The organism is Psychrobacter fjordensis (assembly GCF_904845995.1).
In the GTDB taxonomy this organism is placed as follows: Bacteria; Pseudomonadota; Gammaproteobacteria; order Pseudomonadales; family Moraxellaceae; genus Psychrobacter; species Psychrobacter fjordensis.
Genome location: NZ_CAJGYP010000001.1, coordinates 740222 through 761856, shown reverse-complemented (window position 1 = coordinate 761856; position 21635 = coordinate 740222). Strand labels below are relative to the sequence as shown.

Genomic DNA, 21635 nt, shown 5'->3' with positions numbered 1-21635 from the left:
GGCGAGTGTTAATTAAAGCTGGCAATAATGATATAATAAACGGTTTTCAGATTATTTCTTTTAACGCTGTCGTCCAAAACTGTCTTTTAAAAATAATAAGATAGAGCGGCTGGCAGATGAGCATCATTTTTATGGTCTATCAATAATGAGATTAGTGGTCATTGGGGTCAATCACAAAACTGCACCAGTCGCTCTACGAGAGCGCTTGGCGCTAGTAGGTGACGATGTGAATGTCGCGCTCAAACAGTTAGAAGCATTCACAGATGGCAGTGTGATTGTCTCTACCTGTAACCGGACCGAGATTTATGCCCTTGTACCACAAACCTTAGTGTCGCAAAACTCACCATTACCGTCGTCAAATTTAACATCGTCGTTAGATTCACAATTATCAGAACCCCAAACGGCAGAGTCTACTGGGCAGGAAGTGGCTAGTAATGCTTTTACCAGTAGTAGCAAGCTCTCATCTGCTACTATCAGTGCTCATATTATCAAAATCAAAAGCTGGCTGGCCACATTCAAGCAACTGTCACTATCTGAAATTGACTCATATCTTTATGTGCATCGTGATACGCATGCTTTGACCCACTGGCTCAGAGTTGCTGCAGGGTTAGACTCTATGATATTGGGTGAGCCGCAGATACTTGGTCAAATCAAGCGCTCGGTACATCTCGCACAAGAGCAAAAAGTATTGAGTAATCAGCTCGGCTGGGTCGTCGATCAAGTGTTTGCAGCTGCCAAGCGTGTACGTAATGAGACCAAAGTAGGTGCACAAGCGGTATCGCTCAGCTTTGCAGCGGCCAAACTCGTCACGCAAATATTTGATGATTTGCCTAGCCGCACTCTATTGGTTGTGGCAGCAGGCGAGATGAATAGATTGGTCGCGACGCACATTGCGGGGCTTGGGGTCGGGCGGGTTATCATTTGCAATCGTAATCCTGAACGAGCGGAAGCGTTAGCGGCTGAGCTGCGCAATCCTAATCGCCGTGTGGAAGTCAGAACACTGCAAGAGCTACCCCAAGTGTTGGCAGAGGCTGATATTGTCAGTAGCTGTAGCGGTAGTATGGATTTATTGATTGATAAAACCATGACGTTGCAGGCGCTCAAGCGTCGCCGCTATCAGCCAATGTTGATGATTGACTTAGCAGTACCGCGCGATATTGACTCTACCATTAGCCGTATAGATGATATCTATCTGTATTCTGTCGACGATCTGCAGCACGTGATTGCTGGTAACATCGAGCAGCGCAGACAAGCAGCCGTAGATGCGGAGCTACTGGTCAGCCAACTTGTCGTTGAGATGGATCGTAGTTTTCAAGTGCGCCAAGTCGGTAAAGATATAGAGCAGTACCGTGCACGTACTCAGGATCAAGTAGATAAACTCCTGCATGACTCTATCGCTCAGTTACAGCAGAGTGATGCCAGTCCTGAAGATATCCTCACCGAGCTGTCACGCCGTCTGACCCAGAAACTCACACATGCACCATCGAAGCTGATGCGTAAGGCTGCCCGTGAAGGTGACAGCGAGCTGTTAGACTTTGTGGTAGCAGGCTTGAACGAGTCACATCGCGGCCGTCGATAGTCGCTATTCCTTTATCAAAAAATCATAGATTCGCCAGTGCATGCATTGCGCGAACATATCGTTGTCAACCTGCATTATCAGTGCTAATATCGAGCTGTCATAAGCATATTAAGCGATGATAATCTGTCGAGATACGCTAGCCATTATTCTATAAAAGCCTTAATGCATTTATGCTGGCTCAGTATCTATTCATGTCACCCATCATCCGCAACCACTGTAATGAGTCTACCGCTGCGTAGCATTTATATCGGTGCATATGTTTTGTGCGATTTCGTCCCAAGTTAATAAAATCAATGCATGCAAGACACAATCATCAACGGCAATAGCACTAGGATAAAGCGCTATATCGTCAACCCTGCGTCGTACTCTCGATTATTACTCGATATTATATCCAAATGAATATTAGCTATAGTAGTCTCTAGCGACAGTGCTATTTCACTATAAAAGTATTACTGCTTTAACCTCACTTGAAGTATTAAACATACATCTACACTCGGTTGCCTTGTACTACTTTTAAATTGAATCAACTATAGTCTCTAGCAATAGTGCTATTTCACTACAAATAGTATTTGGCTAGGTTGGCATTTAGATTTTTGCACTTAGATTTTTGCACTTAGATTTTAGTATCTGCATTTTAGTATTGAGGTTTTAGTGTCTGGAGCTTGCTGTAGCCACTATTTAAGAATTATTAAATCATCTAACAATAAACTAGGAGCGCCCTATGACTGCATTACGTCAAGATATTGATCCAAACGGCTTATTAGAATACTCAGTGGTCTATACTGACCGCGCCCTCAATCACATGTCAAAAGTCTTTCAACAAGTGATGAACGACCTATCTAGCGACCTAAAATCAGTCTATAACGCTGACGCAGTCGTGATTGTACCGGGTGCTGGTACCTATGGTATGGAAGCGGTGGCGCGTCAACTGGCAAACGATGAAGATTGCCTAATTATCCGTAATGGTTGGTTTAGCTATCGTTGGTCGCAAATCCTAGAAAAAGGCAAAATTGCCAAATCGACTACGGTCTTGACTGCTCATCGTGTAGAGGGCGATTCTCCAAAGCCGTTTTCACCTGTCGATATCGATGAAGCGGTTGCGAAAATTAAAGCAGAAAAACCAGCAGTGGTATTTGCTCCGCATGTCGAAACCTCATCAGGAATCATTCTATCAGCGGACTATATTAAAGCTTTGAGCGCTGCCGTGCATAGCGTTGGTGGTTTATTGGTTATCGACTGTATCGCATCAGGTTGTGTTTGGTTGGATATGCAAGATTTGGGGATTGATGTTCTTATCAGCGCGCCACAAAAAGGCTGGAGTAGTACGCCGTGTGCTGGTTTGGTGATGCTAAGCGATGCTGCCATCAAAAAAGTAGACAGTACAGAGTCTGATAGCTTCAGCTTAGATTTAAAGCAGTGGTTAAACATCATGCGTGCTTATGAGAATGGCGGTCATGCTTATCATGCGACTATGCCAACGGACAGCTTGCGTCAGTTCCGCGATACTATTTTAGAAGCTAAAAAAGTTGGCTTCGATACATTGTGTGATGCACAGTGGGAGCTAGGCAACCGTATTCGTCAAGTCTTTGCCGACAAAGGTATCGAGAGCGTGGCAGCCAAAGGTTTTGAAGCACCAGGTGTTGTTGTGGTTTATACCGACCGTGATGATATGCATAAAGGCAGCGCCTTTGCGGCCGCAGGTATGCAGATTGCTTCTGGCGTACCGCTAAAAGTGGGTGAGCCTGATAACTTTAAGACTTTTCGCTTAGGTCTGTTCGGTCTAGATAAATTAACTGATATTGACGGTGCAGTCACACGTTTTGAGTCAGCACTTGATAAAGTATTGGCTAAATAAGCCCAAATAATACTTTGTTTTTTAGATAAGAAAAATACTGAGCCACAGAATAATACTGGGTTCAGTATTTTTTTACCTTTTTATTATATTTTATAATATAATGTATTTATGTAAAATAAAATATAAGACTGAGTAAGCAATATGAGTATACAAATTGACTGGCAGGCCTTTACACCAATCTCCTTAGTGGGTGGCCTAATACTAGGTCTGGCGACGGTCATACTGCTACTGGGTATGGGGCGTATTGCTGGCATTAGTGGCATATTTTCAAGCTTGCTGAAGCCCAAGCGTGTTGAAATGTGGCAGGTATTGTTCATCGTTGGTCTGGTTGTCTCGCCAGTATTGTACAGTCTTGGAAAGCCACTACCTGATATAGATATCAGCACTTCTTTGCCATTGTTGATTGGTGCGGGGTTATTGGTCGGTTTTGGGACGCGCTTGGGATCTGGTTGTACCAGTGGCCATGGTATCTGTGGTAATGCCCGCTTGTCTCCACGCTCGATGGCAGCGACGGCGACCTTTATGTTCTTTGGTATTGTGACGGTTTATCTTGGTCGACATGTTTTAGGTTTGATTTAAAAAAATCGTGCCAATACGGCGTTGAGTACTGTTTATAGCAGCTTGAATTAACATATTAGGTGTGAGAAAAAACATGCTAAAAAATATAATTGGATTGTTGGCAGGGGTACTATTTGGTTTTGGGCTGTTGATATCTGGTATGACCGATCCTGTGAAGGTCCAAGGGTTTTTGGACGTATTTGGCGCATGGGATATTTCCCTCGCATTGGTCATGGGTGGTGGATTAATCGTGGCAATCGTTGGTGTGCAATTGGCCAAGCGTCAGCAGACGAGCTGGATCGGCACATTGATAGAGATGCCAAGCAAAACCGTTATTAATAAAAAACTCCTTATCGGCGCGATGCTGTTTGGTATTGGTTGGGGACTAGTCGGTATTTGCCCAGGGCCAGGAATCGTACTGCTTGGAACGGGGCAATGGCAAGCGTATGTATTCATCCCTGCCATGATAGTTGGCATGTTGGTTTATCAATGGGTGGAGCCAAAACTTGGTTAGAGCGCTCACAAAAAAGGGTCAGCCTAATATGATCAAGCTGACCCTTTCTATATTTCTATAAAAGACGTTTCACGTTATAAAAGTATTTTACACTTTCAGAAGCCCTATTTCGTACTGACTGTGACTTTTGGGGTTTCGTGTGCCAATGATTTGGCCGCTTGTCGCAGTTCAAACTTCTGAACTTTACCAGTACTGGTTTTAGGTATTTCAGCAAAGATAATATATTTGGGTACTTTAAATCCTGCTAAATGCTGCTTGCAATGCGCCATCACGGTATCGCGCTGCAAGGTGCTACCAGCATGAATCTCGATAAAGGCAACAGGCACTTCGCCCCATTTTTCATGTGGTGCAGCGACCACGGCGCAGCTTTGAATCTCAGGCATTTTATATAGGATGTTTTCGACCTCGATACTAGAGATGTTTTCACCACCTGAGATGATGATGTCTTTAAGCCTGTCCATGATTTTGATATAACCATCAGCGTATTTGACGCCTAAATCACCCGTGCGAAACCAGCCATCAGCAAAGGCCGCTTCGGTGGCTTTACGACTTTTGAGATAGCCTTTCATCACCATATTACCACGTAGTGCCAACTCGCCCATTTCTTCGCCATCAGCCGCGACAGGTTCAGTCGTGCCTTGTTTAAACACCTCAAACCCAGTCATTAAGTGTGAAGTCACACCTTGTCGTGATTTCTTTTGTGCACGTACAGTGACATCCAGATCGTCCCATTCTGTTTGCTCGGCACAGAGCGTCACTGGCCCATATACTTCGGTGAGACCATAGACATGAGAGATGTGAAAACCCATGGCTTCCATTGCGGCTAGCATAGTCTCAGATGGCGGCGCACCAGCGACCCAGCCATTGACTTTGTGGGTAATCGCCTCTTTGTATTCAGACTTACCGCCTGCAATCATATTGTGTACCACAGGCGCTGAGCAATAATGGCTGACTTTGTACTTAGCAATCAGTTGTAAAATCAAATCCGCATCAATATTACGTAAGCAGACGTTGATACCGGCACGCTCAGCGATGGTCCATGGAAAGCACCAACCGTTACAGTGAAATAATGGCAGCGTCCAGAGATACATAGGATGCTTCGGTAGATCCCAATCTAGGATATTGGACACAGCATTGAGCGTGGCACCGCGATGGTGGTAGACCACACCTTTGGGTTTGCCTGTGGTGCCAGAAGTATAATTCAGCGCAATCGCATCCCATTCGTCTGATGGTTTTTCCCAGTTATCCAAATTGTCTGAACTGGCAACCAATTCCTCATAACTCATTTGCCCAAATCTATCGACTTTGAGTGCTGCATCTGTTGAATGAATAACAATTAGGTTGGGAAAGGTTTCATCGATAATCTCGGCATATTCAGCAAACTCACTGTCCAAAACCAGAACTTTGGCTTCTGAATGTTGTAGACAAAAGGTGAGGGCGTTGATATCGAGTCGGGTATTCAATGTACAGAGTACACCACCTGACATCGGCACACCAAAGGCACATTCAATCATCGCTGGCGTGTTCGGCATCATCACTGCCACGGTATCGTTTTTATCAATGCCCAGTTTGCGTAGCCCATCGGCTAACTGCCTGCAACGATTATAGGTTTGTTGCCACGTTTGGGTGAAGTTATTATATTTTAGGTCGTCATAAATGATGGCAGTCTTGTCAGGGTAAACCTGCGCACTGCGAATGATAAAATCAATGGGGGTAAGCGGTTGATGGTTGGCTGTATTTTTGCCAAGACCAGTATGGAAGTCTGTCATTGTGATAATCCTTTATCATATATTTGAGATTTTCTGAGGTAATACCTTAGCCGATCGACTTTATCAGGGCATGTCATCAATTGGAAGTATTTGTATTTTTACCCTTATAATCTAATCGATTAATCCAGTCGATGCTACGTCTTAATACCTAATTATTATAGACAGTCGTCATTGATAATTGGACTGGTTTTGTCGTGTTTGTTTAACCGCATACTAGGAAGTCAGTTACTAGGCAGAGCCATTTGGTATGGTAATGAATAAACGTCCACTCATCAGTCGTTTGTCTGCGTAGCTGATGATAATAGCGGTGTGGTACGATACCAGTAACGTTAAACCCCGCAAGCCATTCATAAGGAAAATGATATGACCGCCAGCCGCACTGCCGCGCCGATTGAAACTGCCACTACCAATGAACACTACCCGCATTTATTTGAGCCACTTGATTTGGGTTTTACTACGCTCAAAAATCGTCTAGTGATGGGCTCTATGCATACAGGTCTTGAAGATCGTTTTTATAATTACGGCAAGTTGGCAGCATATTTCGAAGAGCGTGCCAAAGGCGGTGTGGCGATGATGATCACTGGTGGTATTTCGCCCAATCGCGAAGGGTGGTTGCTCCCTGCGGGCGGTACCATGAATACAAAAGCCGACGTCATCAATCACCAACGCGTGACCCGTGCTGTGCATAAACATGACAGCAAACTCATCATGCAAATCTTACATAGTGGTCGCTACGGTTATCATCCCTTTGTACTGTCATCAAGCCCGATTAAATCGCCAATCTCACCATTTAAACCGCGCAAGATGAGTATTAAAAACATCGAGCAGACGGTAAAAGACTATGCCCGTTCAGCCAAGCTTGCTAAGCAGGCAGGATATGACGGTGTCGAAATCATGGGGTCAGAAGGGTATCTGCTGAACCAGTTTTTATCGCGTCATGTCAACAAGCGTAAAGACGTTTATGGTGGTGACATCGAAGGCCGTATGAAGTTCGCTGTTGACGTGGTTAAAGCGGTTCGTGCTGCTGCCGGTGAAGATTTTATTATTCTATTCCGCCTGTCAGTGATTGATTTGGTCAAAGATGGCAACGTCATGGATGAAGTCATCACGGTGGCTCAAGCGCTAGAAGAAGCGGGCGTAACCATCATGAATACGGGTATCGGCTGGCATGAAGCACGTGTCCCGACCATTGTGACGAGCGTACCACGTGCTGCGTTTGTTGACTTCACTGCTGAAATTAAAAAGCACATCAATATTCCTATGATGGCAGCAAACCGTATCAATATGCCAGAAACGGCTGAAGAAATCGTCGCGACTGGTCAAGCTGATATGATTCAAATGGCACGTCCATTCTTAGCTGATGCACATTGGGTTAATAAAGCCAAAAATGGTCAAGCAGACCGTATCAATACTTGTATCGCCTGTAACCAAGCCTGCCTAGATCATACCTTTGAAAACAAACGTTCAACTTGTTTGGTCAATCCACAAGCCTGTTATGAGACTGAATTGGTCTATAAGAAAGCGAAGAAACCTAAGAAAGTTGCTGTCATCGGTGGCGGTGTTGCGGGTATGTCAGCCGCTCATGTGGCTGCACTGCGCGGTCATGATGTGACCTTGTTTGAAGCCAAAGACGTGTTGGGCGGTCAGTTCAACTATGCCAAAGTCATCCCTGGTAAAGAAGAATTCTTTGAAACCATTCGCTACTATATTAATGAGCTTGAGCACTTGGGTGTCAACGTAAAACTGAATACCAAAGTCGATAAAGATATGCTTGAAAAAGCCAAATTCCACCATGTCATCGTTGCAACAGGTGTCGTGCCTAGAAGTTTGGCAGGTAAGCTTGAAGGTGCAGATTTACCACAAGTGATGAGCTACGCTGAGCTACTATCTGGTGAAAAATCAGTTGGCAATACCGTCGCCGTCATCGGTGCTGGTGGTATTGGTTTTGATGTCAGTGAATATCTCACCGCCAAACATGGTCAGCCACTTGATGAGCTAGATCCTGAGACGTTGAAAGATCCAAGCTATCGTCCAAAAGCCCAGTCAATTAGTGAGTGGCGTGAAGAGTGGGGCGTGACCAACGATATCAACTATCAAACGGATGGTGGCCTTGTTAAGCCTGAGGCCATTAAGCCTGTTCGCCAAGTCTATCTCATGCAGCGTAGTAAAGGTCGTCTAGGCAGTGGATTGAATAAAACCTCTGGTTGGGTGCATCGTGCTCATATCAAATCACACGGCGTCATCCAAGTCGCGGGTGTACAGTATGACAAAATTACCAATGAAGGTATTTGGGTGACCAATGGCCAAGGTCAAAGCCAGCTACTACGTGTCGATAGCGTCGTGGTCTGTGCGGGTCAAGAGTCCGTAGTAGAGCTGATGCCAAATGTCGGTGATGCGCCAGACGCGCAATATCATCTAATCGGTGGCGCAAAACTGGCCGCTGAATTGGATGCCAAACGTGCGATTCGTGATGGGGCTGAGGTTGCAGTGCAGATTTAAACGATTGATTTAAAATCAGTGTCTAAGACTAGAAGACGGCAGGGGAGTGGTTCCTTGCCGTCTTTTTTATTTAGAGCTTAAATATAGCTCAAGGTTTTTATTTTAATTGAGATAGAAATTAGCCTATTGTTGCTTCGAAGTTTGAAAACCTAACTCACCTCACGTTCTAATATAATACCGTCAAAATACCCTCGCATACCACAATGCAGCCTTCTATATTGATCATCCATATCTCTTAATAATAATTGAGTCTGGCTCTTATAAGTTGCTGGATATAAACGCAGCTCAACGTTTTTATCTGGCTGATCATCATTGATGACCCAATGGTTTTCTGACCAGATGGCTTTACTCTCTCCCAAATCACAGGTATGAGCATTGGTAAAAATCAAAACGCCCTCGATAATAGAAAGATAAGGTTTGTTAGCGACACTATGAACCGATACGGTGTTTGTTGCCTCTCCTGAATCCTCCCATTGCTGAGTGTCTGAATTATATATTGAGATTTGAGATTTTTGAGAAAACTCACCGAATGCATTTTTGCTCGGTAAATCAGAAGGACTTAATTCATCTGAAAAATTCCAAGCCACACCGTAATTGGTTTGCTCTTCGATATATTCTTTATACTCACGTATCAGACACTCTTCATTTTTACAGGTATTACGCTGAAACGTAAGCCATGTGCTTTGATTAGCAATGAGCCTATCTTTAGAAGCTTTGCTGTCTTCATAGTCAGAAGAGGTGGCAAGATTGCTTTTATATTTTTTTGCCATTGTGTCATCAAGCTTAGAAATCTCAGGACTGTCGCAAACGGTTTTTTCTACCCAGCTAGCAGCTTTATTGCAATCAAAACTCGCTGCATTTGCAGGCGTATATAGTAAGCAAGTGCTTAAAATACTTATTGTCGCTAAGAGTAGATTTTTCATAGGGTTCTCATTGCTTTTGGCTAGTAGGTGTTTTATACAGGATTTGATATTTAGTCTGGATACCTCATAAAATCTTTCTTAAAAATAAACATAAGTGTATCATTATGGCTATTTAATATCTTAAAGCAGACATCTATGAGAAAAAACGAGTTTCTATTCGGTGATGTGACATTTAAATGGGGTGATAAGTTATCTGATATAAAAGCTCAGCTTCCTGAAAAAGATACGGTAACGCGCTCTTATGAAGAAAGTTATATGCCTAAGATAGTAACTATAAGACTAGCTAATTTTTGGTCTCTCAACATTGCCTCCTGTCATTTTAGTGCAACAGATGATGACCGATTGATTGATTCAATATGGATCAATATCCCAGCACAACTATTTAATAGGCAACAGGTTATTAAAAAACTTATAGCGTATTTAGGACCGGGGTCAAACTATTCCTCTGATAGCCATTACTATAGTGATAATGTAGTAGAGCATTGTGAATGGGAGTTTGATAACTGTGTCATTGGCGTTAGCATGTATGGCGGTGTACGAGAGAAAGATAACGAAAAAATTATTGGCTCTCTGTCTATATCGTTAAGTGATATAGATCTTTTAGATTCATTGTACTCAAAGCCCATACGTGATTTGGAGTCTGAAATGGCTGATCAGGTTGATATTAGTACTATTGAGTCTTTTCAGACAAAGCAAGCACAAAGTATGCCTCGGTCAAGAGAAAGAGAAGAGTTCCCAAACCATCCTGCTGCTTTCGTCATCCGAGCATTCGATGGATTGTACAAAGGCGCACTATTTCAAACACCATTAGCGGTCCAATCGGTCATCACGCAGTCTGAAGTTTGTACGTGGCAATCTACGATAGGTGACTATTATTTATCGAACTACTGGCAAACGGTACAACTAGAGAATGATATTTTTTCTAAGTGGACCAATCTATTACCTACTAAGTCTGCTGGCGTCTGCTATGTTTCGATAGGAGGTCTGCTGATCGTTGATGAAGATAGTAGACCCGAGACCAAGATATTTGTGAAACATATCGAAAAAATAATTGAGTCTAATATGGAGTATCACGAAGCATATGACTGTTAAGTTACCTAAGATAGTATTTCGTTAATTACTATCTATTCACTCAAGCTATCTTCAAGATCGCCCAATGTGAAACCCGTTTCTTGAGTGCTGTAGATAGTGATGCCAGTATCATCGATTTTATCATTCATGACCAATCTACCAATGCGATTGCTTGCTTCTTGATTGCCTTGATCAGCTGCTTTTTTGTACCACTCAAAAGCTTTATCATAATCTTGCGGCACACCATAACCGTTCTCATAAAGACCACCGATGTTAAGTTGTGCTAAATCTAGATCTTGAGCAGCAGCTTTTTTGTACCAATCCAATGCTTTGGTATAGCTTTGCGTCACGCCTCTACCAAAGTAGTACATCGTACCAATATTTCCTTGAGCGTCAAAAGACCCACTGTTAGCTGCTAACACATACCACTCCATTGCTTTTTGATAATTTTGCTCAACACCAATACCTTCATAATACATGACGCCTATACGATATTGAGCATCGGTGTCGCCTTGGTTAGCAGCTTTTTGAAACCATTCAAATGTCTTTAGATAATTTTTCTCAACAGCAATACCTTCATGATACATAACACCGAGATTGAATTGAGCTTCAGCGTAGCCTTGGTTGGCAGCTTTTTGAAACAGATCAAAAGCTTTTTCATAGTTCTGAGGAACTGAGTCACCATCATAGTAGGCTACTCCAAGTTCATATATTTCAGCAGCAGTGTTTTGATTGGAAAGTATCTCTGTATTTGATGATTCTGCTGAGCAAGCAGCAGTTATTAAGCTACTGGATAGCACTGTCGCTAGTAATAAAGATTGAATTAAAGGTATGATTCTTCTTTGATACATCAAAAATCCTTTTGTTAATTGTTATAGCTATTAAGTTTTAGGGAATAATATTAATTATTCAATTTTATAGTACTAGGATTATTATATTGTTTTTCATCCAAGTCATAGCAAGGTAGACTATAGTCATATAATAGTTCTACTAACGTGCGAACTTCAGTAGAACTATATTCGATATCTTTCTGCATATCGGTCGTATATAGAAGAATAGTTGCTTTATCATTACATAAGATGCGCATATTTTCAGCTGTCTCATTAGATTTTCCTACAGTCAAAGATGTATAGCTATCATTGTCAATACTATCCGTCACATCTATCCAACCTCTTTTGAGAAGATTATGCTCTAACCTTAATAGTCTATCTTTATTAAAGTTGTAGCCATAATAATAAGAATAAAACCAGACTTCGCGGTTGGTATAGTCATAATCACTTTCATCAAAGTTTAGAAAATCTGCGATATTATTCAGTTCAGATATTAACCAACTTTCCTTTGCAGTTAATTCTTGTTGGTATATTTCAAGCTCTTTATCTGGCTTTAAGTCTACAGTCCATATAAATAAAATAATAACGAATGCAATCAGTGAAATATCAGATAACTTATATTCTTTACCTCTTATTTTCACTGATTACTTTCCTGTATATTCTATTCTATTTTTTGCAGCGTTATACTTCATACCCTTTGCCAATTCCATATTCGAAGATCCTTTGCTAGAACCAATAGAAGAGTTGCCATTAGAACCTTTAATAACTAAGCCTTTACTAACACCACCACTAACTGCTACAGTTTTACCATCATGCGTGGTTTCAATAGCAGCAGTCGCTGGACCAACTTCAATGGAATATGAATGTCCTTGACCTGATAGTATGGCATCAGTAGCGCTGGCATCACCTTTAATATTACTACTTATGATACGTCCAACCCCTACCTGAACACTAATGGATGGTGCTTTATTAGTATTAACATTTGCGTTTGCGGTTACGGGTTCATATACTTTCCCGTTATGAGCATTTACAGACATTCCTATATCAATACCAAAATGTTTGACACCCGCACCACCTGAGATATATACAAAGTCTACTTTTGATCTTTGGCCGAATCGCAGCATAGCAGTTGCTGCTGATGCCTTAGTTCTCTCGGGGAAATCCTTAAATCCAGCTTCTATAATACCAAGATTTACTGTCATTGCCTCTTGAGTATACTTGGCAACTTCAACTGTCTCCTTAGCTAATTTACCAGCTCTTCTTTCGTAGCTTTTAGCAGTCGAATGTACACTGTTAGACATGCTTTGACCAATTTCATCTGCAAGTGCAATCGCTATGTTTTTATTTCCGTTTTGTTTATACCAAGGTAGATTAGGGTTAACACCGTTGTTCTTAGGTGCTGTTCTATTAGGCATCATCCGATTCATATCGGGATCCCACTTCATGTTTGGGTTAGAGAGATTATAGTTTCCAAATCCTGATGTACTTGCTGATAAATTGCTTGGTTTATCTGCTAAATCATAGCTACCTAAATAATCTCCTTCGTTATTGTATTCATCGACTGCAGTATTGCTAGAGTTGTCTTCTGAAGCATAACTACCTAAATAACCGCCTTCATTACTGAACTCTATAAATTCAATAGCAAAATGAACTTCTTCAGGTTCCTCTTCATTACCTTCTACAAACGAATCACTCATATCCGGCTTCGCAAACTGCAAAGGTTCTGCCTGTGCAACACTACCTACATCAAAACCCGATTCAGAAAACGCTTGTTGACTAGCAATCAGCTTGGAGCCGCAGCTGGTCATATCACCTGCACGGGCAACAGGCGCACCATCCACTATATAGGACGGGTCACCAGTGATAATAGTGACAACCTTTTTGCATTTCTTACAGACGACCTTATCCCCTTGACGAGCGATAGGAATGCCATAATGAGTGGTTTGCGGAGAGCCAGTGATGACCGTACCGCCATGCGTGGTCTTTGCGCCAACTGTGATATAGGCTGCCATAGTGCTACCTTGCTTGAATGACCAAAGTTTAGACTCTTATAGCGAATCTATTATTTGCATGACATTATAGAGGGCTAAAGCATTTAATATCAAACTTAAGTTCATCAGGAAATGTAATGTATATAGCAAGCTTGGTCGATGCACAGGACAGAAGCGTTCAAACGATTGAATTTGCTAAAGGTTCGGCTATTTTGCCCAGCATAAAAAACGAGCAAAAAATCTAACCTTCCATCTCACCACTCAACCACTCAGATACGTCATTCACTTGCGCTGCCAATTCAGGTTGCGCTGTGCCTAGTTCATCGAGCTTAGTTTTTACGTCACTGCGGTTATATTTACTATCAGTCAGAGTCTCTTTTAACAGCTCAATCAACTCAACATTTAGCGCATCAGAGAAGATAACGACTTCACGAATCACCGCTTGCTTTACATCAAGATGCAAATCGATAATGCCCCAATCAAAGCGTGTCTCGATATGATGGGTAAACTCAGGGGTCTTGCCAAAACGCCAATCCCAATCTGCCATTTGCTGATAGTATTTGTGCAAACTAGGCTGCTTGGTGAGACTGGCTTCATCTAACGCCTCTACTGGTGCGGTGTCGCCATAATCTTTGTCGCGATAATATTCACAAAACGCCTCGATAATCGCATCAGACAGCGTGTCATGACTGATGTCGTTATTGAACTCAACCAAATTGGCCACACGAGCACGCACGGATTTTATACCTTTGGCTTTTAGCTTGAGTGGATGCGGATTGAGGTAGTCACCGAGTTTTTGCATGTTGGCATTGACGAGTAATGTGCCGTGATGAAAGCTGCGATCCGCTGCATGTTTAAAGGCGCTACCTGAGATTTTTTTATCACCTACTTGCATGTCATTGCGTCCAGATAAGTCAGCATCTATGCCTAATTTTTTCAGCGCATTGATGATGATGGTAAAGTTCGCTGCTTGGTCATAGTCGTCTTTGGGTGATAAAAAGGTAAAGTTGGTATTACCTAAATCATGAAAAACTGCACCGCCGCCACTCTGACGCCGCGCCAAAAACACATCATCGGCTTCCATCTTATCGATTTTGCATTCCACCCATGGATTCTGCGAGCGTCCGATGACTACAGTCTCAGAATTGCGCCATAAGAATAGCGTGTGCGAGTCGGGATTGAGGGTATTAAATATCCAATCCTCGGTTGCAAGGTTAAACCAAGGGTTGGTCACGGCAGATTTTAAGATGCGTAGTTTCATTATTTATCCTTTTGAGTAGAAGGTTATTTATTAGGTTTTAAGAATTGGCTTTTATAAATAGGTATTACCATTCTTACCGATGCAATGTTGGAGTTTAATGGGCGCGGTGATAAAGATATCGATTTCATTTTAGATAAAATAAATCTGTAAACAAAAGTGAGTGATGAGTATAGAAAAATAATCCCTTTTAAGCGATTAAAAAGTTATCATCGTGGTATTTTTTTACGATATAACCTTTTTACGACTGAGACCTTTTATAACGGTACATTTATCATAAATGACCATTTCTTATAAATAGAGAACAGCCGTCCCACGTTTGATAGGATTGTTCCATGACCAACCGCGACCTCATTATTTTCGTAACACTGTCCTTTATGTGGTCGCTGTCTTTTATATTTTATCGCGTGGGTGTGCCGGAGTTTGGCTCTTTGACCTTCGCCAGTTTACGGGTCATATTTGCTGGATTGGTCATGCTGATCTTTGTATTAATTAGCAAGAAAAACAGAGAGGGCATCCGCGAAAATTGGAAAGTGTTGGCGCTTGTTGGATTATTCTCCGCTGCCGTGCCATTTATGCTGTTTTCTTTATCTGCACGTTCGGTGAATGCAGGTGTCTTGGCAGTGCTCAATGCTTCTGTACCGATGCTGAGTGGATTTATCGCCAGTACGTTTTTTAAAGACAGGCTGTCAAAAAAGCAAATTTTGGGCCTCATTATTGGTGTTATCGGTGTGGTGATTTTGATGAGTGAGAGTTTGTTTGGTGGGCAGAATGCGACGTCGGGTTCGAGTCTGTTGCCGATGGGTTATGGGTTATTGGCCTGTGTTGGTTATGCGCTAGGGGCGAACATTACTAGGAATTACTTGAATGATGTCTCTCCAGTGGCGATTACCGCAGGGTCACTCATTATTGCCAGTGTGATTATGCTGCCGGTTGCAATATATGAGTTCCCTTATGGCAAGAGTATCAGTGCCCAGGCTTGGGTTTCTGTTATCTGTATTGGTGTGTTTTCTACCGCCATTGCGCTGATTTTTATGAATCAATTAATCAAAAGTATCGGCCCTATGAGAGCGACCAGTATTACATTAGTGATCCCAATTTTTGCGATTATTTTGGGTTATTTATTACTGGGTGAGGCGTTGGATACAACTGCTATTATCGGGTCGGTGGTGATATTATTTGGGACGTATTTGTCTTTAGAGTTGTCTGTTACTAGGATGATAAAGTCATAAATTATCCATGTAATAATGTGGGTGTTTTGACTTTACAGAGCGTTCTTATCCACACAAATAATGCCATTCAAACAATTTCTATTTTGAGTGACGGTCCATGGCGACGATAGGTCTAATGCTTTATGCAATTGATAGGGTGTAATATTTCGCTCGTCTATTTCACGACCGTTTTCATCTTTGTCAGGTATAGGGTATCGCTTAAGACGTTCGGAATCGGACTGATTCATAAATATTAAAAAGTTTTGCACATTTTTAGCCAGTTTACTATCAGAGCGTTGAGTCAGCTGCACCATCAGTTGTTCGTTATCTGAGTCATAGAATTCGCGCATTTCCTCATCTGTCCACTGGGTATTCTCTGACCCAAAAAACAGTAGATAACGATACATATTAAATAACACGTCAGCATCGTTATAAAAGATACTCTGTGGATAATGGTGCATGAAATCTTCCCAGAAGATGGTACGCTCTACCAACTCCTCAAAAGAAAAAGCTACCGCTGCATCAAACCAAAATACTCCTTGGTTGTCTTGAGCCATTCGCTGGATAAAGGCCGCTTGATCCTCTGGTAGATAGGGGCTAAATATATCTGCCATGGCCGTTAGGTCGTGATGGAACTCATAATCACCTTCGCCCAAATAGCGTACACTGACGTCAGACCTACTCATGATTAAACTAACCAAATATCGAACATGAGGGTTCACTGCTTTTAATTGTGTCACCGAAACCTTTTGACCTTGTTCGATGGTGCGCATCAAGGCATAAAATGCGCTGTCGTCTATAGCGCTATCAACATTCAGAAAACGTGCATACATCTCCTGATACTCTGCTAGCCATTGCAATATTTCAGCGTTATTGGCTACTGGCAAGCAAGCGGTTAACTGGTGCTGAACCGCATGAATGTCTTCGATTTCATTTTTATTATTGATAGCATTTATCGTGTCATTAAGCTTGCTACAAATGAGCTGCTCTTTTAATGTATCTTCCGATAATTTTACCAAGGCTTTAGTGAGTTCTTTCGGCGTCTTTGCTTCTGCGATAGGCTTTGTGCTTTGAGGGGTCGTTGATTGTGCTTCTGATGCGGTCGCTTTATCAGAAGAAGGCTGGCAAGCGGTAAGAACAAACGCTAAGCTTGAACCTATGATGAGTGGTAGTCTTTTGTTTTGGATAAGTGATAACAACTTCATTTTTTATTTCTATAACCGTAGCAGGAAAGAGTGAGTAGGACAGCCCCAACAGTCTAACAGACCCTAATAAAACAGCCAGCTTGTATTTTATTTTAGGGCAAGCTCACAGTCTTCTAAACTCTCATACACGTTTTTGTATACCTCTCTGTCGCTATAAATATCAATATTTGGGTTCTGGTGCCAATCAATGCTGAGGTTACATTCAAACTGCGAATATGCTTTTAGATTTGAAGGTTTGCAGCTTGACGCTTGCTCGGAAGATTCGGTGTCGGATTTCCAAACTTGCAAGTCGTTTTCAAGTTGCATTGCTCCCTGCATAGCAGAAGGGCAGGCATAAGCGAAATCTGATGAGACGTCTAGGCTATCAAGGTCTATCTGGTCAGTGCAAGAAATACCATTTAGGCAATCTCTATCATGCCGCACATCCCAAGGAGAGGGTATTTGTAATACTTGGTGTAATTGATAACGCACTTTGGACCAATCATGTATTTCATAACCATCTTCATCTGTGCTGGGTACAGGATATTTAGTCTGTCGTTCGCTATCGGGTAACGCTAAGAAGCCAAGAAAAAGCTGAGCATTTTGGGCTAATATACTGTTGGGACGTCTGGCTAAATCAAGCATGATTTTTTTATAATTAGGTTCCATAAACCGATGGATAGCATCATCTGTCCATTGTGTATTGTCTGCGCCATAGAAAAGCACATAGCGATATAAGTTCAATAAAGTCTTGGCATCTTTTACAGCATAGCCATTTGGATATTGCTGTATATAAAGCTCCCAAAATGTTGCACGTTCGACCAATTCCTGAAAGGTGGTAGTCACTGATGCATCCATCCAAAAACTCTCTTGATTGTCCTGTGCCATACGTCGGATAAATACTGCTTGGTCATTCCGTAGATAAGGCGCAAATATGTTTACCATCGCTAGCATGTCATGATCAAATGAAAATAGACCTTCTCCCAAGTCACGGAATCTCACATCGGCACCACTTTGTATTAGCCCAATCAAGTATTGTGCACGTGGGCTTAGGGTCGCTAGCTGCTTTGATGTTGCACTTTCTTCATAATATAAGTCATAGACAATGCTATTAAAGTTTTCATCGTCTATATCAATATTACCTACTAAAAACTGTTTATACATTGACTCATAACTGCTCAATAATTCCATTACTTCAGCATTGCTGGCCGTCGGTAAGCAAGTATCTAATTGTTTTTGAATGGCATAAATATCTTCAATCTTGCTAGTACCATCCACTGTTTGCATTGCCTGATTCAGCTGTACACAAGTTTTCGCATCTACACCTAAGCTCTTTTTACTAGGTTCAGGTTTCTCTACGACCGTTGGTGTGTTTGATTCTTCAATAGCTAGTGTTTGACCTGATGGGGTATTAGAGGTTGGCTGGCATGCAGTAACAGTGATACTGAACAGCAAGCTTGTAACTATGATGAATGAAACTTGATTCTTTTGCACAGACTGCATCCTCTTAACATGCCGTAAAATATGAATATTCATAGTTTAGAATAAGTTCTAATAGATAAATAATAAAACTATTGTTTGCTTGTGTTGATTTTACCTTTTAATAGGCTGTCGAGATAGTAGGTATCGTCCTTTATTAAATAAATATAAAGCAGTGTTTCTGTTTGTAAAGTTTACTTGAATAATAATGGACACTCCCTATAAAGATAACGGTCGTTCAATATGCGTCTTTACTTAGCAAATAGGCAACGATATATTCTATTGACCCAGTACTATTGATTCAATGGCTCGCAATTTTTCACAGTTCTAAGCCAGTTAGTTGTGAGCACTTTAACTAATAGTTGAGGGCTTTAATGAATAGTTGAGTACTTTAATTAATAGTAATGAACCTCATAATAAAGAACACCAACTTATAACGACAAACATAATAAGGCATAACATGGCACACGATAATTTATTTGAACCCGTAAAAATGGGCACGCAAACGCTAAAAAACCGCATCATTATGGCACCGTTGACGCGTCTGCGTTCAGTAGAACCTGGTGACGTACCGACTGTACTTGCTAGCGAGTATTACTCACAGCGTGCTAGCTCAGGGCTTGTGATTACTGAAGCAACGCAGGTTTCTTTTCAAGCAAAAGGCTATGCAGGTGCACCTGGCGTTCATACCCAAGACCAAATCACCGCATGGAAAGCCATCGTTGATAATGTCCATGCCAAAGGTGGCAAGATTGTGGTACAGCTATGGCATACTGGTCTGGTGTCGCATGAGAGCGTACAGCCGGATGGCAAAGCACCAATTTCTGCCTCTGATGTCCATGTCGGTATACGTACTTCGTTGCGTGATAGCAATAACCAGGCTATCCGTGTTGAAGCAACGACGCCACGCCCAGCCACACTTGATGAAATCAAGCAAGTCGTCGCTGACTTTGCACAAGCGACCAAAAATGCCAAAGAAGCGGGCTTTGATGGGGTTGAGATTCATGGTGCCCATGGTTATCTATTGCATCAGTTCTGGGTTGAGCAAACCAACCAGCGTACTGACGAATACGGTGGTAGCCGTGAGAACCGTGCGCGTTTAACACTAGATGTTATCGATGCCTGTGTAGATGCTTGGGATGCTGATCACGTTAGTATCCGTATCTCACCACTTGGAACATTTAACAATGTAGAAGCTGGCTATAACGAAGATGAGAATATCTGGCTAATTGAGCAAATTAATAAGCGTGGCTTGATGTATCTACATCTGTCAGAGCCTGATTGGGCTGGTGGCACGCCTTATAGTGATGGATTCCGTCAACGTGTCCGTGCTGCTTTTGATAACTTGATTATCGCTGCTGGTGGTTATACTGCCGAAAAAGCAGAGAAAAATGTTAAAGCTGGCTACATCGATGCCGTTGCTTTTGGTCGCGATTATATTGCCAACCCTGATTTGGCCGAGCGTATTCGTGAAGGTGCTGCGCTAAATGAGCAGCATCCTGATAGCTTTTATGGTGGCGGTGCTGAAGGTTACACCGACTATCCGTTTTTAAACCAAGCGTAATATATAGTCGGTGAACTACTAAACGGCTACGGCGTTACCCTCCTTAGATGTACTCCTTGTACAATCTGCAGTCGGCTGCCTTATATCCATTTTAGAGTTCTTTGACTATAGTTAGTTTTATATAACTGACAATCGAAAGCCACCAGACGATTATCGTTTGGTGGCTTTTTTTGTGCATCGTGATAAATAAATTTAGGCTACTTGAACTACTTCAGCTAATTGAGTTACTTAATAAAATTACCCGTCTGATAATCTCGAAACGTTTGGCGCAGTTCTTCTTGTGTGTTCATGACAAACGGCCCATAACCTGCCACTGGCTCACCAATAGGCTCACCGCTGAATAACAAAAGTTTGATAGGCGTTAAAGCCTGTCCTTCAGTGGTGGTAGTAGGGCAGTGCAGCTCAATGGTGTCAGTATCAGGTGCTTGCTCATCTTGAATGTCAGCACGATGTTGCGTGGGTGGCTCAAACTGAATCAGATTGCCTGCACTCACAGGCGTATCATTGACCTGTAGTTCGCCTTCTTGCACTAGCAGCAGGGTATTGTGCGTATTGGGTATTTGCAGCGTCGTTGAACCAGAGGCATACAGCTCGATATTCCAGACATTAATGGGTGTAAAGGTACTGGCTGAACCTGTTACTCCTTGCCATTCGCCAGCGATGATAGCGGCTTTGCCAATAGTGGCTTGATTGCTACCGTCACTGTCGTCGCTGTTATCTATCAAGTCAACGAGAGGTATCTCCGCCCGTTTAATGCTTTGGTATTTTGGATGGGTTAGTTTGTCTGCGCTCGGTAGATTGACCCACATTTGCACCATACTAAAGACGCCACCACGCTGACCAAACGCTGCTGAATGGAACTCCTCATGCATGATGCCCCGTCCTGCGGTCATCCATTGCACATCACCTTCTAGAATATCACCGCGTCCACCGGTCGAGTCTGCATGACTGATTTCGCCTGAGTAGGCGATGGTGACCGTTTCAAAACCCTTATGTGGATGCTCTCCAATACCATGTGGCTGTGACTTATAGTCAGGGTTTGGCTCAAAAACGGTGGGCACGCCATAATCGAATAACAAAAACGGGTCGGTATGCGTATAGTTAAAATCGGCATTGTCATCGAGGTGGTTAATTAAGGTTTTTACATAAAAGCCATCACCCACCCAATACGGTGCTTTTTTACCATGAACGTTCTCAATCGGACGCATGTATTACCTCGTAAGACGAAATATATTTTTACTACTGGTGGAGCAGTGATACCAAGCGAGAGAATTATTACCTATTTCTATTCTAGCAGTTCTTGAACCTTTATTGAGTTAAAAGGCAACTTAAGTAGAATAAAAATAAAGT

17 protein-coding genes are annotated in these 21635 nt (G+C 42.2%); 8 read left to right on the top strand and 9 right to left on the bottom strand.

Features of this window, described 5'->3' with window-relative positions:
• Nucleotides 1-145: 145 nt before the first annotated feature.
• From hemA to JMW61_RS03135, 4 genes are all read left to right on the top strand, one after another.
• Nucleotides 146-1579 (top strand): glutamyl-tRNA reductase, encoded by a 1434-nt coding sequence (hemA, locus tag JMW61_RS03150; protein ID WP_201549503.1) that lies wholly within the window; start codon nt 146-148, stop codon nt 1577-1579.
• A 721-nt stretch (nt 1580-2300) separates the two neighbouring features.
• Complete coding sequence (locus JMW61_RS03145) at nt 2301-3434, top strand: aminotransferase class V-fold PLP-dependent enzyme (protein ID WP_201549501.1); 1134 nt, start codon at nt 2301-2303, stop codon at nt 3432-3434.
• A 141-nt stretch (nt 3435-3575) separates the two neighbouring features.
• Nucleotides 3576-4013 carry a YeeE/YedE family protein gene (locus JMW61_RS03140; protein ID WP_201549499.1) on the top strand — a complete coding sequence of 146 codons (438 nt, stop codon included), beginning with the start codon at nt 3576-3578 and terminating at the stop codon, nt 4011-4013.
• Nucleotides 4014-4086: 73 nt separating this feature from the next.
• A complete protein-coding gene (locus JMW61_RS03135; protein ID WP_201549497.1) occupies nt 4087-4506 on the top strand; it encodes a DUF6691 family protein in 420 nt (139 codons plus the stop codon).
• A gap of 104 nt (nt 4507-4610) precedes the next feature.
• Here the strand turns inward: JMW61_RS03135 and JMW61_RS03130 are convergent, their stop codons facing one another.
• On the bottom strand, nt 4611-6275 hold the full coding sequence (locus tag JMW61_RS03130) for an AMP-binding protein (RefSeq protein ID WP_201549488.1): 1665 nt from the start codon (nt 6273-6275) through the stop codon (nt 4611-4613).
• 363 nt (nt 6276-6638) lie between these two features.
• Between JMW61_RS03130 and JMW61_RS03125 the strand changes: the two genes are divergently transcribed.
• Entirely contained in the window at nt 6639-8774 is a 2136-nt protein-coding gene (locus JMW61_RS03125; protein ID WP_201549475.1) for an NADPH-dependent 2,4-dienoyl-CoA reductase, read from the top strand.
• 149 nt (nt 8775-8923) lie between these two features.
• Here JMW61_RS03125 and JMW61_RS03120 read toward each other — a convergent pair whose 3' ends face one another.
• Nucleotides 8924-9697, bottom strand: a complete 774-nt coding sequence (locus JMW61_RS03120) for a lysozyme inhibitor LprI family protein (RefSeq protein WP_201550459.1) — start codon at nt 9695-9697, stop codon at nt 8924-8926.
• Nucleotides 9698-9832: 135 nt separating this feature from the next.
• Here JMW61_RS03120 and JMW61_RS03115 point away from each other — a divergent pair, with 135 nt between their 5' ends.
• The gene (locus JMW61_RS03115; RefSeq protein ID WP_201549466.1) at nt 9833-10789 is read left to right on the top strand and encodes a hypothetical protein; all 957 of its coding nucleotides are present in this window, start codon (nt 9833-9835) and stop codon (nt 10787-10789) included.
• Between the two features lie 32 nt (nt 10790-10821).
• Here the strand turns inward: JMW61_RS03115 and JMW61_RS03110 are convergent, their stop codons facing one another.
• The 4 genes from JMW61_RS03110 to JMW61_RS03095 all read right to left on the bottom strand — a co-directional run bounded on the left by JMW61_RS03110 (nt 10822) and on the right by JMW61_RS03095 (nt 14850).
• Complete coding sequence (locus JMW61_RS03110) at nt 10822-11619, bottom strand: tetratricopeptide repeat protein (protein ID WP_201549464.1); 798 nt, start codon at nt 11617-11619, stop codon at nt 10822-10824.
• 50 nt (nt 11620-11669) lie between these two features.
• Nucleotides 11670-12239 (bottom strand): hypothetical protein, encoded by a 570-nt coding sequence (locus JMW61_RS03105; protein ID WP_201549462.1) that lies wholly within the window; start codon nt 12237-12239, stop codon nt 11670-11672.
• Nucleotides 12240-12242: 3 nt separating this feature from the next.
• The gene (locus JMW61_RS03100) at nt 12243-13610 is read right to left on the bottom strand and encodes a PAAR domain-containing protein (protein ID WP_201549460.1); all 1368 of its coding nucleotides are present in this window, start codon (nt 13608-13610) and stop codon (nt 12243-12245) included.
• Between the two features lie 220 nt (nt 13611-13830).
• Nucleotides 13831-14850 (bottom strand): lipoate--protein ligase, encoded by a 1020-nt coding sequence (locus JMW61_RS03095; protein ID WP_201549458.1) that lies wholly within the window; start codon nt 14848-14850, stop codon nt 13831-13833.
• A gap of 332 nt (nt 14851-15182) precedes the next feature.
• On the opposite strand from JMW61_RS03095, the gene JMW61_RS03090 reads away from it, so the two are divergent.
• The gene (locus JMW61_RS03090; protein WP_201549450.1) at nt 15183-16079 is read left to right on the top strand and encodes a DMT family transporter; all 897 of its coding nucleotides are present in this window, start codon (nt 15183-15185) and stop codon (nt 16077-16079) included.
• Between the two features lie 32 nt (nt 16080-16111).
• On the opposite strand, the gene JMW61_RS03085 is transcribed toward JMW61_RS03090, so the two are convergent.
• Both JMW61_RS03085 and JMW61_RS03080 read right to left on the bottom strand, forming a co-directional pair.
• The gene (locus JMW61_RS03085) at nt 16112-17263 is read right to left on the bottom strand and encodes a hypothetical protein (RefSeq protein WP_201549448.1); all 1152 of its coding nucleotides are present in this window, start codon (nt 17261-17263) and stop codon (nt 16112-16114) included.
• 87 nt (nt 17264-17350) lie between these two features.
• Nucleotides 17351-18736, bottom strand: coding sequence for a hypothetical protein (locus tag JMW61_RS03080; RefSeq protein ID WP_201549446.1), 1386 nt, complete (start codon nt 18734-18736; stop codon nt 17351-17353).
• 445 nt (nt 18737-19181) lie between these two features.
• On the opposite strand from JMW61_RS03080, the gene nemA reads away from it, so the two are divergent.
• The gene (gene nemA / locus JMW61_RS03075) at nt 19182-20285 is read left to right on the top strand and encodes an alkene reductase (protein ID WP_201549444.1); all 1104 of its coding nucleotides are present in this window, start codon (nt 19182-19184) and stop codon (nt 20283-20285) included.
• Between the two features lie 224 nt (nt 20286-20509).
• On the opposite strand, the gene JMW61_RS03070 is transcribed toward nemA, so the two are convergent.
• Nucleotides 20510-21493, bottom strand: coding sequence for a pirin family protein (locus JMW61_RS03070; RefSeq protein WP_201549442.1), 984 nt, complete (start codon nt 21491-21493; stop codon nt 20510-20512).
• Between the last annotated feature and the right edge of the window lie 142 nt (nt 21494-21635).

What these genes read in the sequence shown, in the direction of transcription:
- hemA (WP_201549503.1), top strand. Translation starts at nt 146, where the DNA reads ATGAGATTAGTGGTCATTGGGGTCAATCACAAAACTGCACCAGTCGCT.
- JMW61_RS03145 (WP_201549501.1), top strand. Translation starts at nt 2,301, where the DNA reads ATGACTGCATTACGTCAAGATATTGATCCAAACGGCTTATTAGAATAC.
- JMW61_RS03140 (WP_201549499.1), top strand. Translation starts at nt 3,576, where the DNA reads ATGAGTATACAAATTGACTGGCAGGCCTTTACACCAATCTCCTTAGTG.
- JMW61_RS03135 (WP_201549497.1), top strand. Translation starts at nt 4,087, where the DNA reads ATGCTAAAAAATATAATTGGATTGTTGGCAGGGGTACTATTTGGTTTT.
- JMW61_RS03130 (WP_201549488.1), bottom strand. Translation starts at nt 6,275, where the DNA reads ATGACAGACTTCCATACTGGTCTTGGCAAAAATACAGCCAACCATCAA.
- JMW61_RS03125 (WP_201549475.1), top strand. Translation starts at nt 6,639, where the DNA reads ATGACCGCCAGCCGCACTGCCGCGCCGATTGAAACTGCCACTACCAAT.
- JMW61_RS03120 (WP_201550459.1), bottom strand. Translation starts at nt 9,697, where the DNA reads ATGAAAAATCTACTCTTAGCGACAATAAGTATTTTAAGCACTTGCTTA.
- JMW61_RS03115 (WP_201549466.1), top strand. Translation starts at nt 9,833, where the DNA reads ATGAGAAAAAACGAGTTTCTATTCGGTGATGTGACATTTAAATGGGGT.
- JMW61_RS03110 (WP_201549464.1), bottom strand. Translation starts at nt 11,619, where the DNA reads ATGTATCAAAGAAGAATCATACCTTTAATTCAATCTTTATTACTAGCG.
- JMW61_RS03100 (WP_201549460.1), bottom strand. Translation starts at nt 13,610, where the DNA reads ATGGCAGCCTATATCACAGTTGGCGCAAAGACCACGCATGGCGGTACG.
- JMW61_RS03095 (WP_201549458.1), bottom strand. Translation starts at nt 14,850, where the DNA reads ATGAAACTACGCATCTTAAAATCTGCCGTGACCAACCCTTGGTTTAAC.
- JMW61_RS03090 (WP_201549450.1), top strand. Translation starts at nt 15,183, where the DNA reads ATGACCAACCGCGACCTCATTATTTTCGTAACACTGTCCTTTATGTGG.
- JMW61_RS03085 (WP_201549448.1), bottom strand. Translation starts at nt 17,263, where the DNA reads ATGAAGTTGTTATCACTTATCCAAAACAAAAGACTACCACTCATCATA.
- nemA (WP_201549444.1), top strand. Translation starts at nt 19,182, where the DNA reads ATGGCACACGATAATTTATTTGAACCCGTAAAAATGGGCACGCAAACG.
- JMW61_RS03070 (WP_201549442.1), bottom strand. Translation starts at nt 21,493, where the DNA reads ATGCGTCCGATTGAGAACGTTCATGGTAAAAAAGCACCGTATTGGGTG.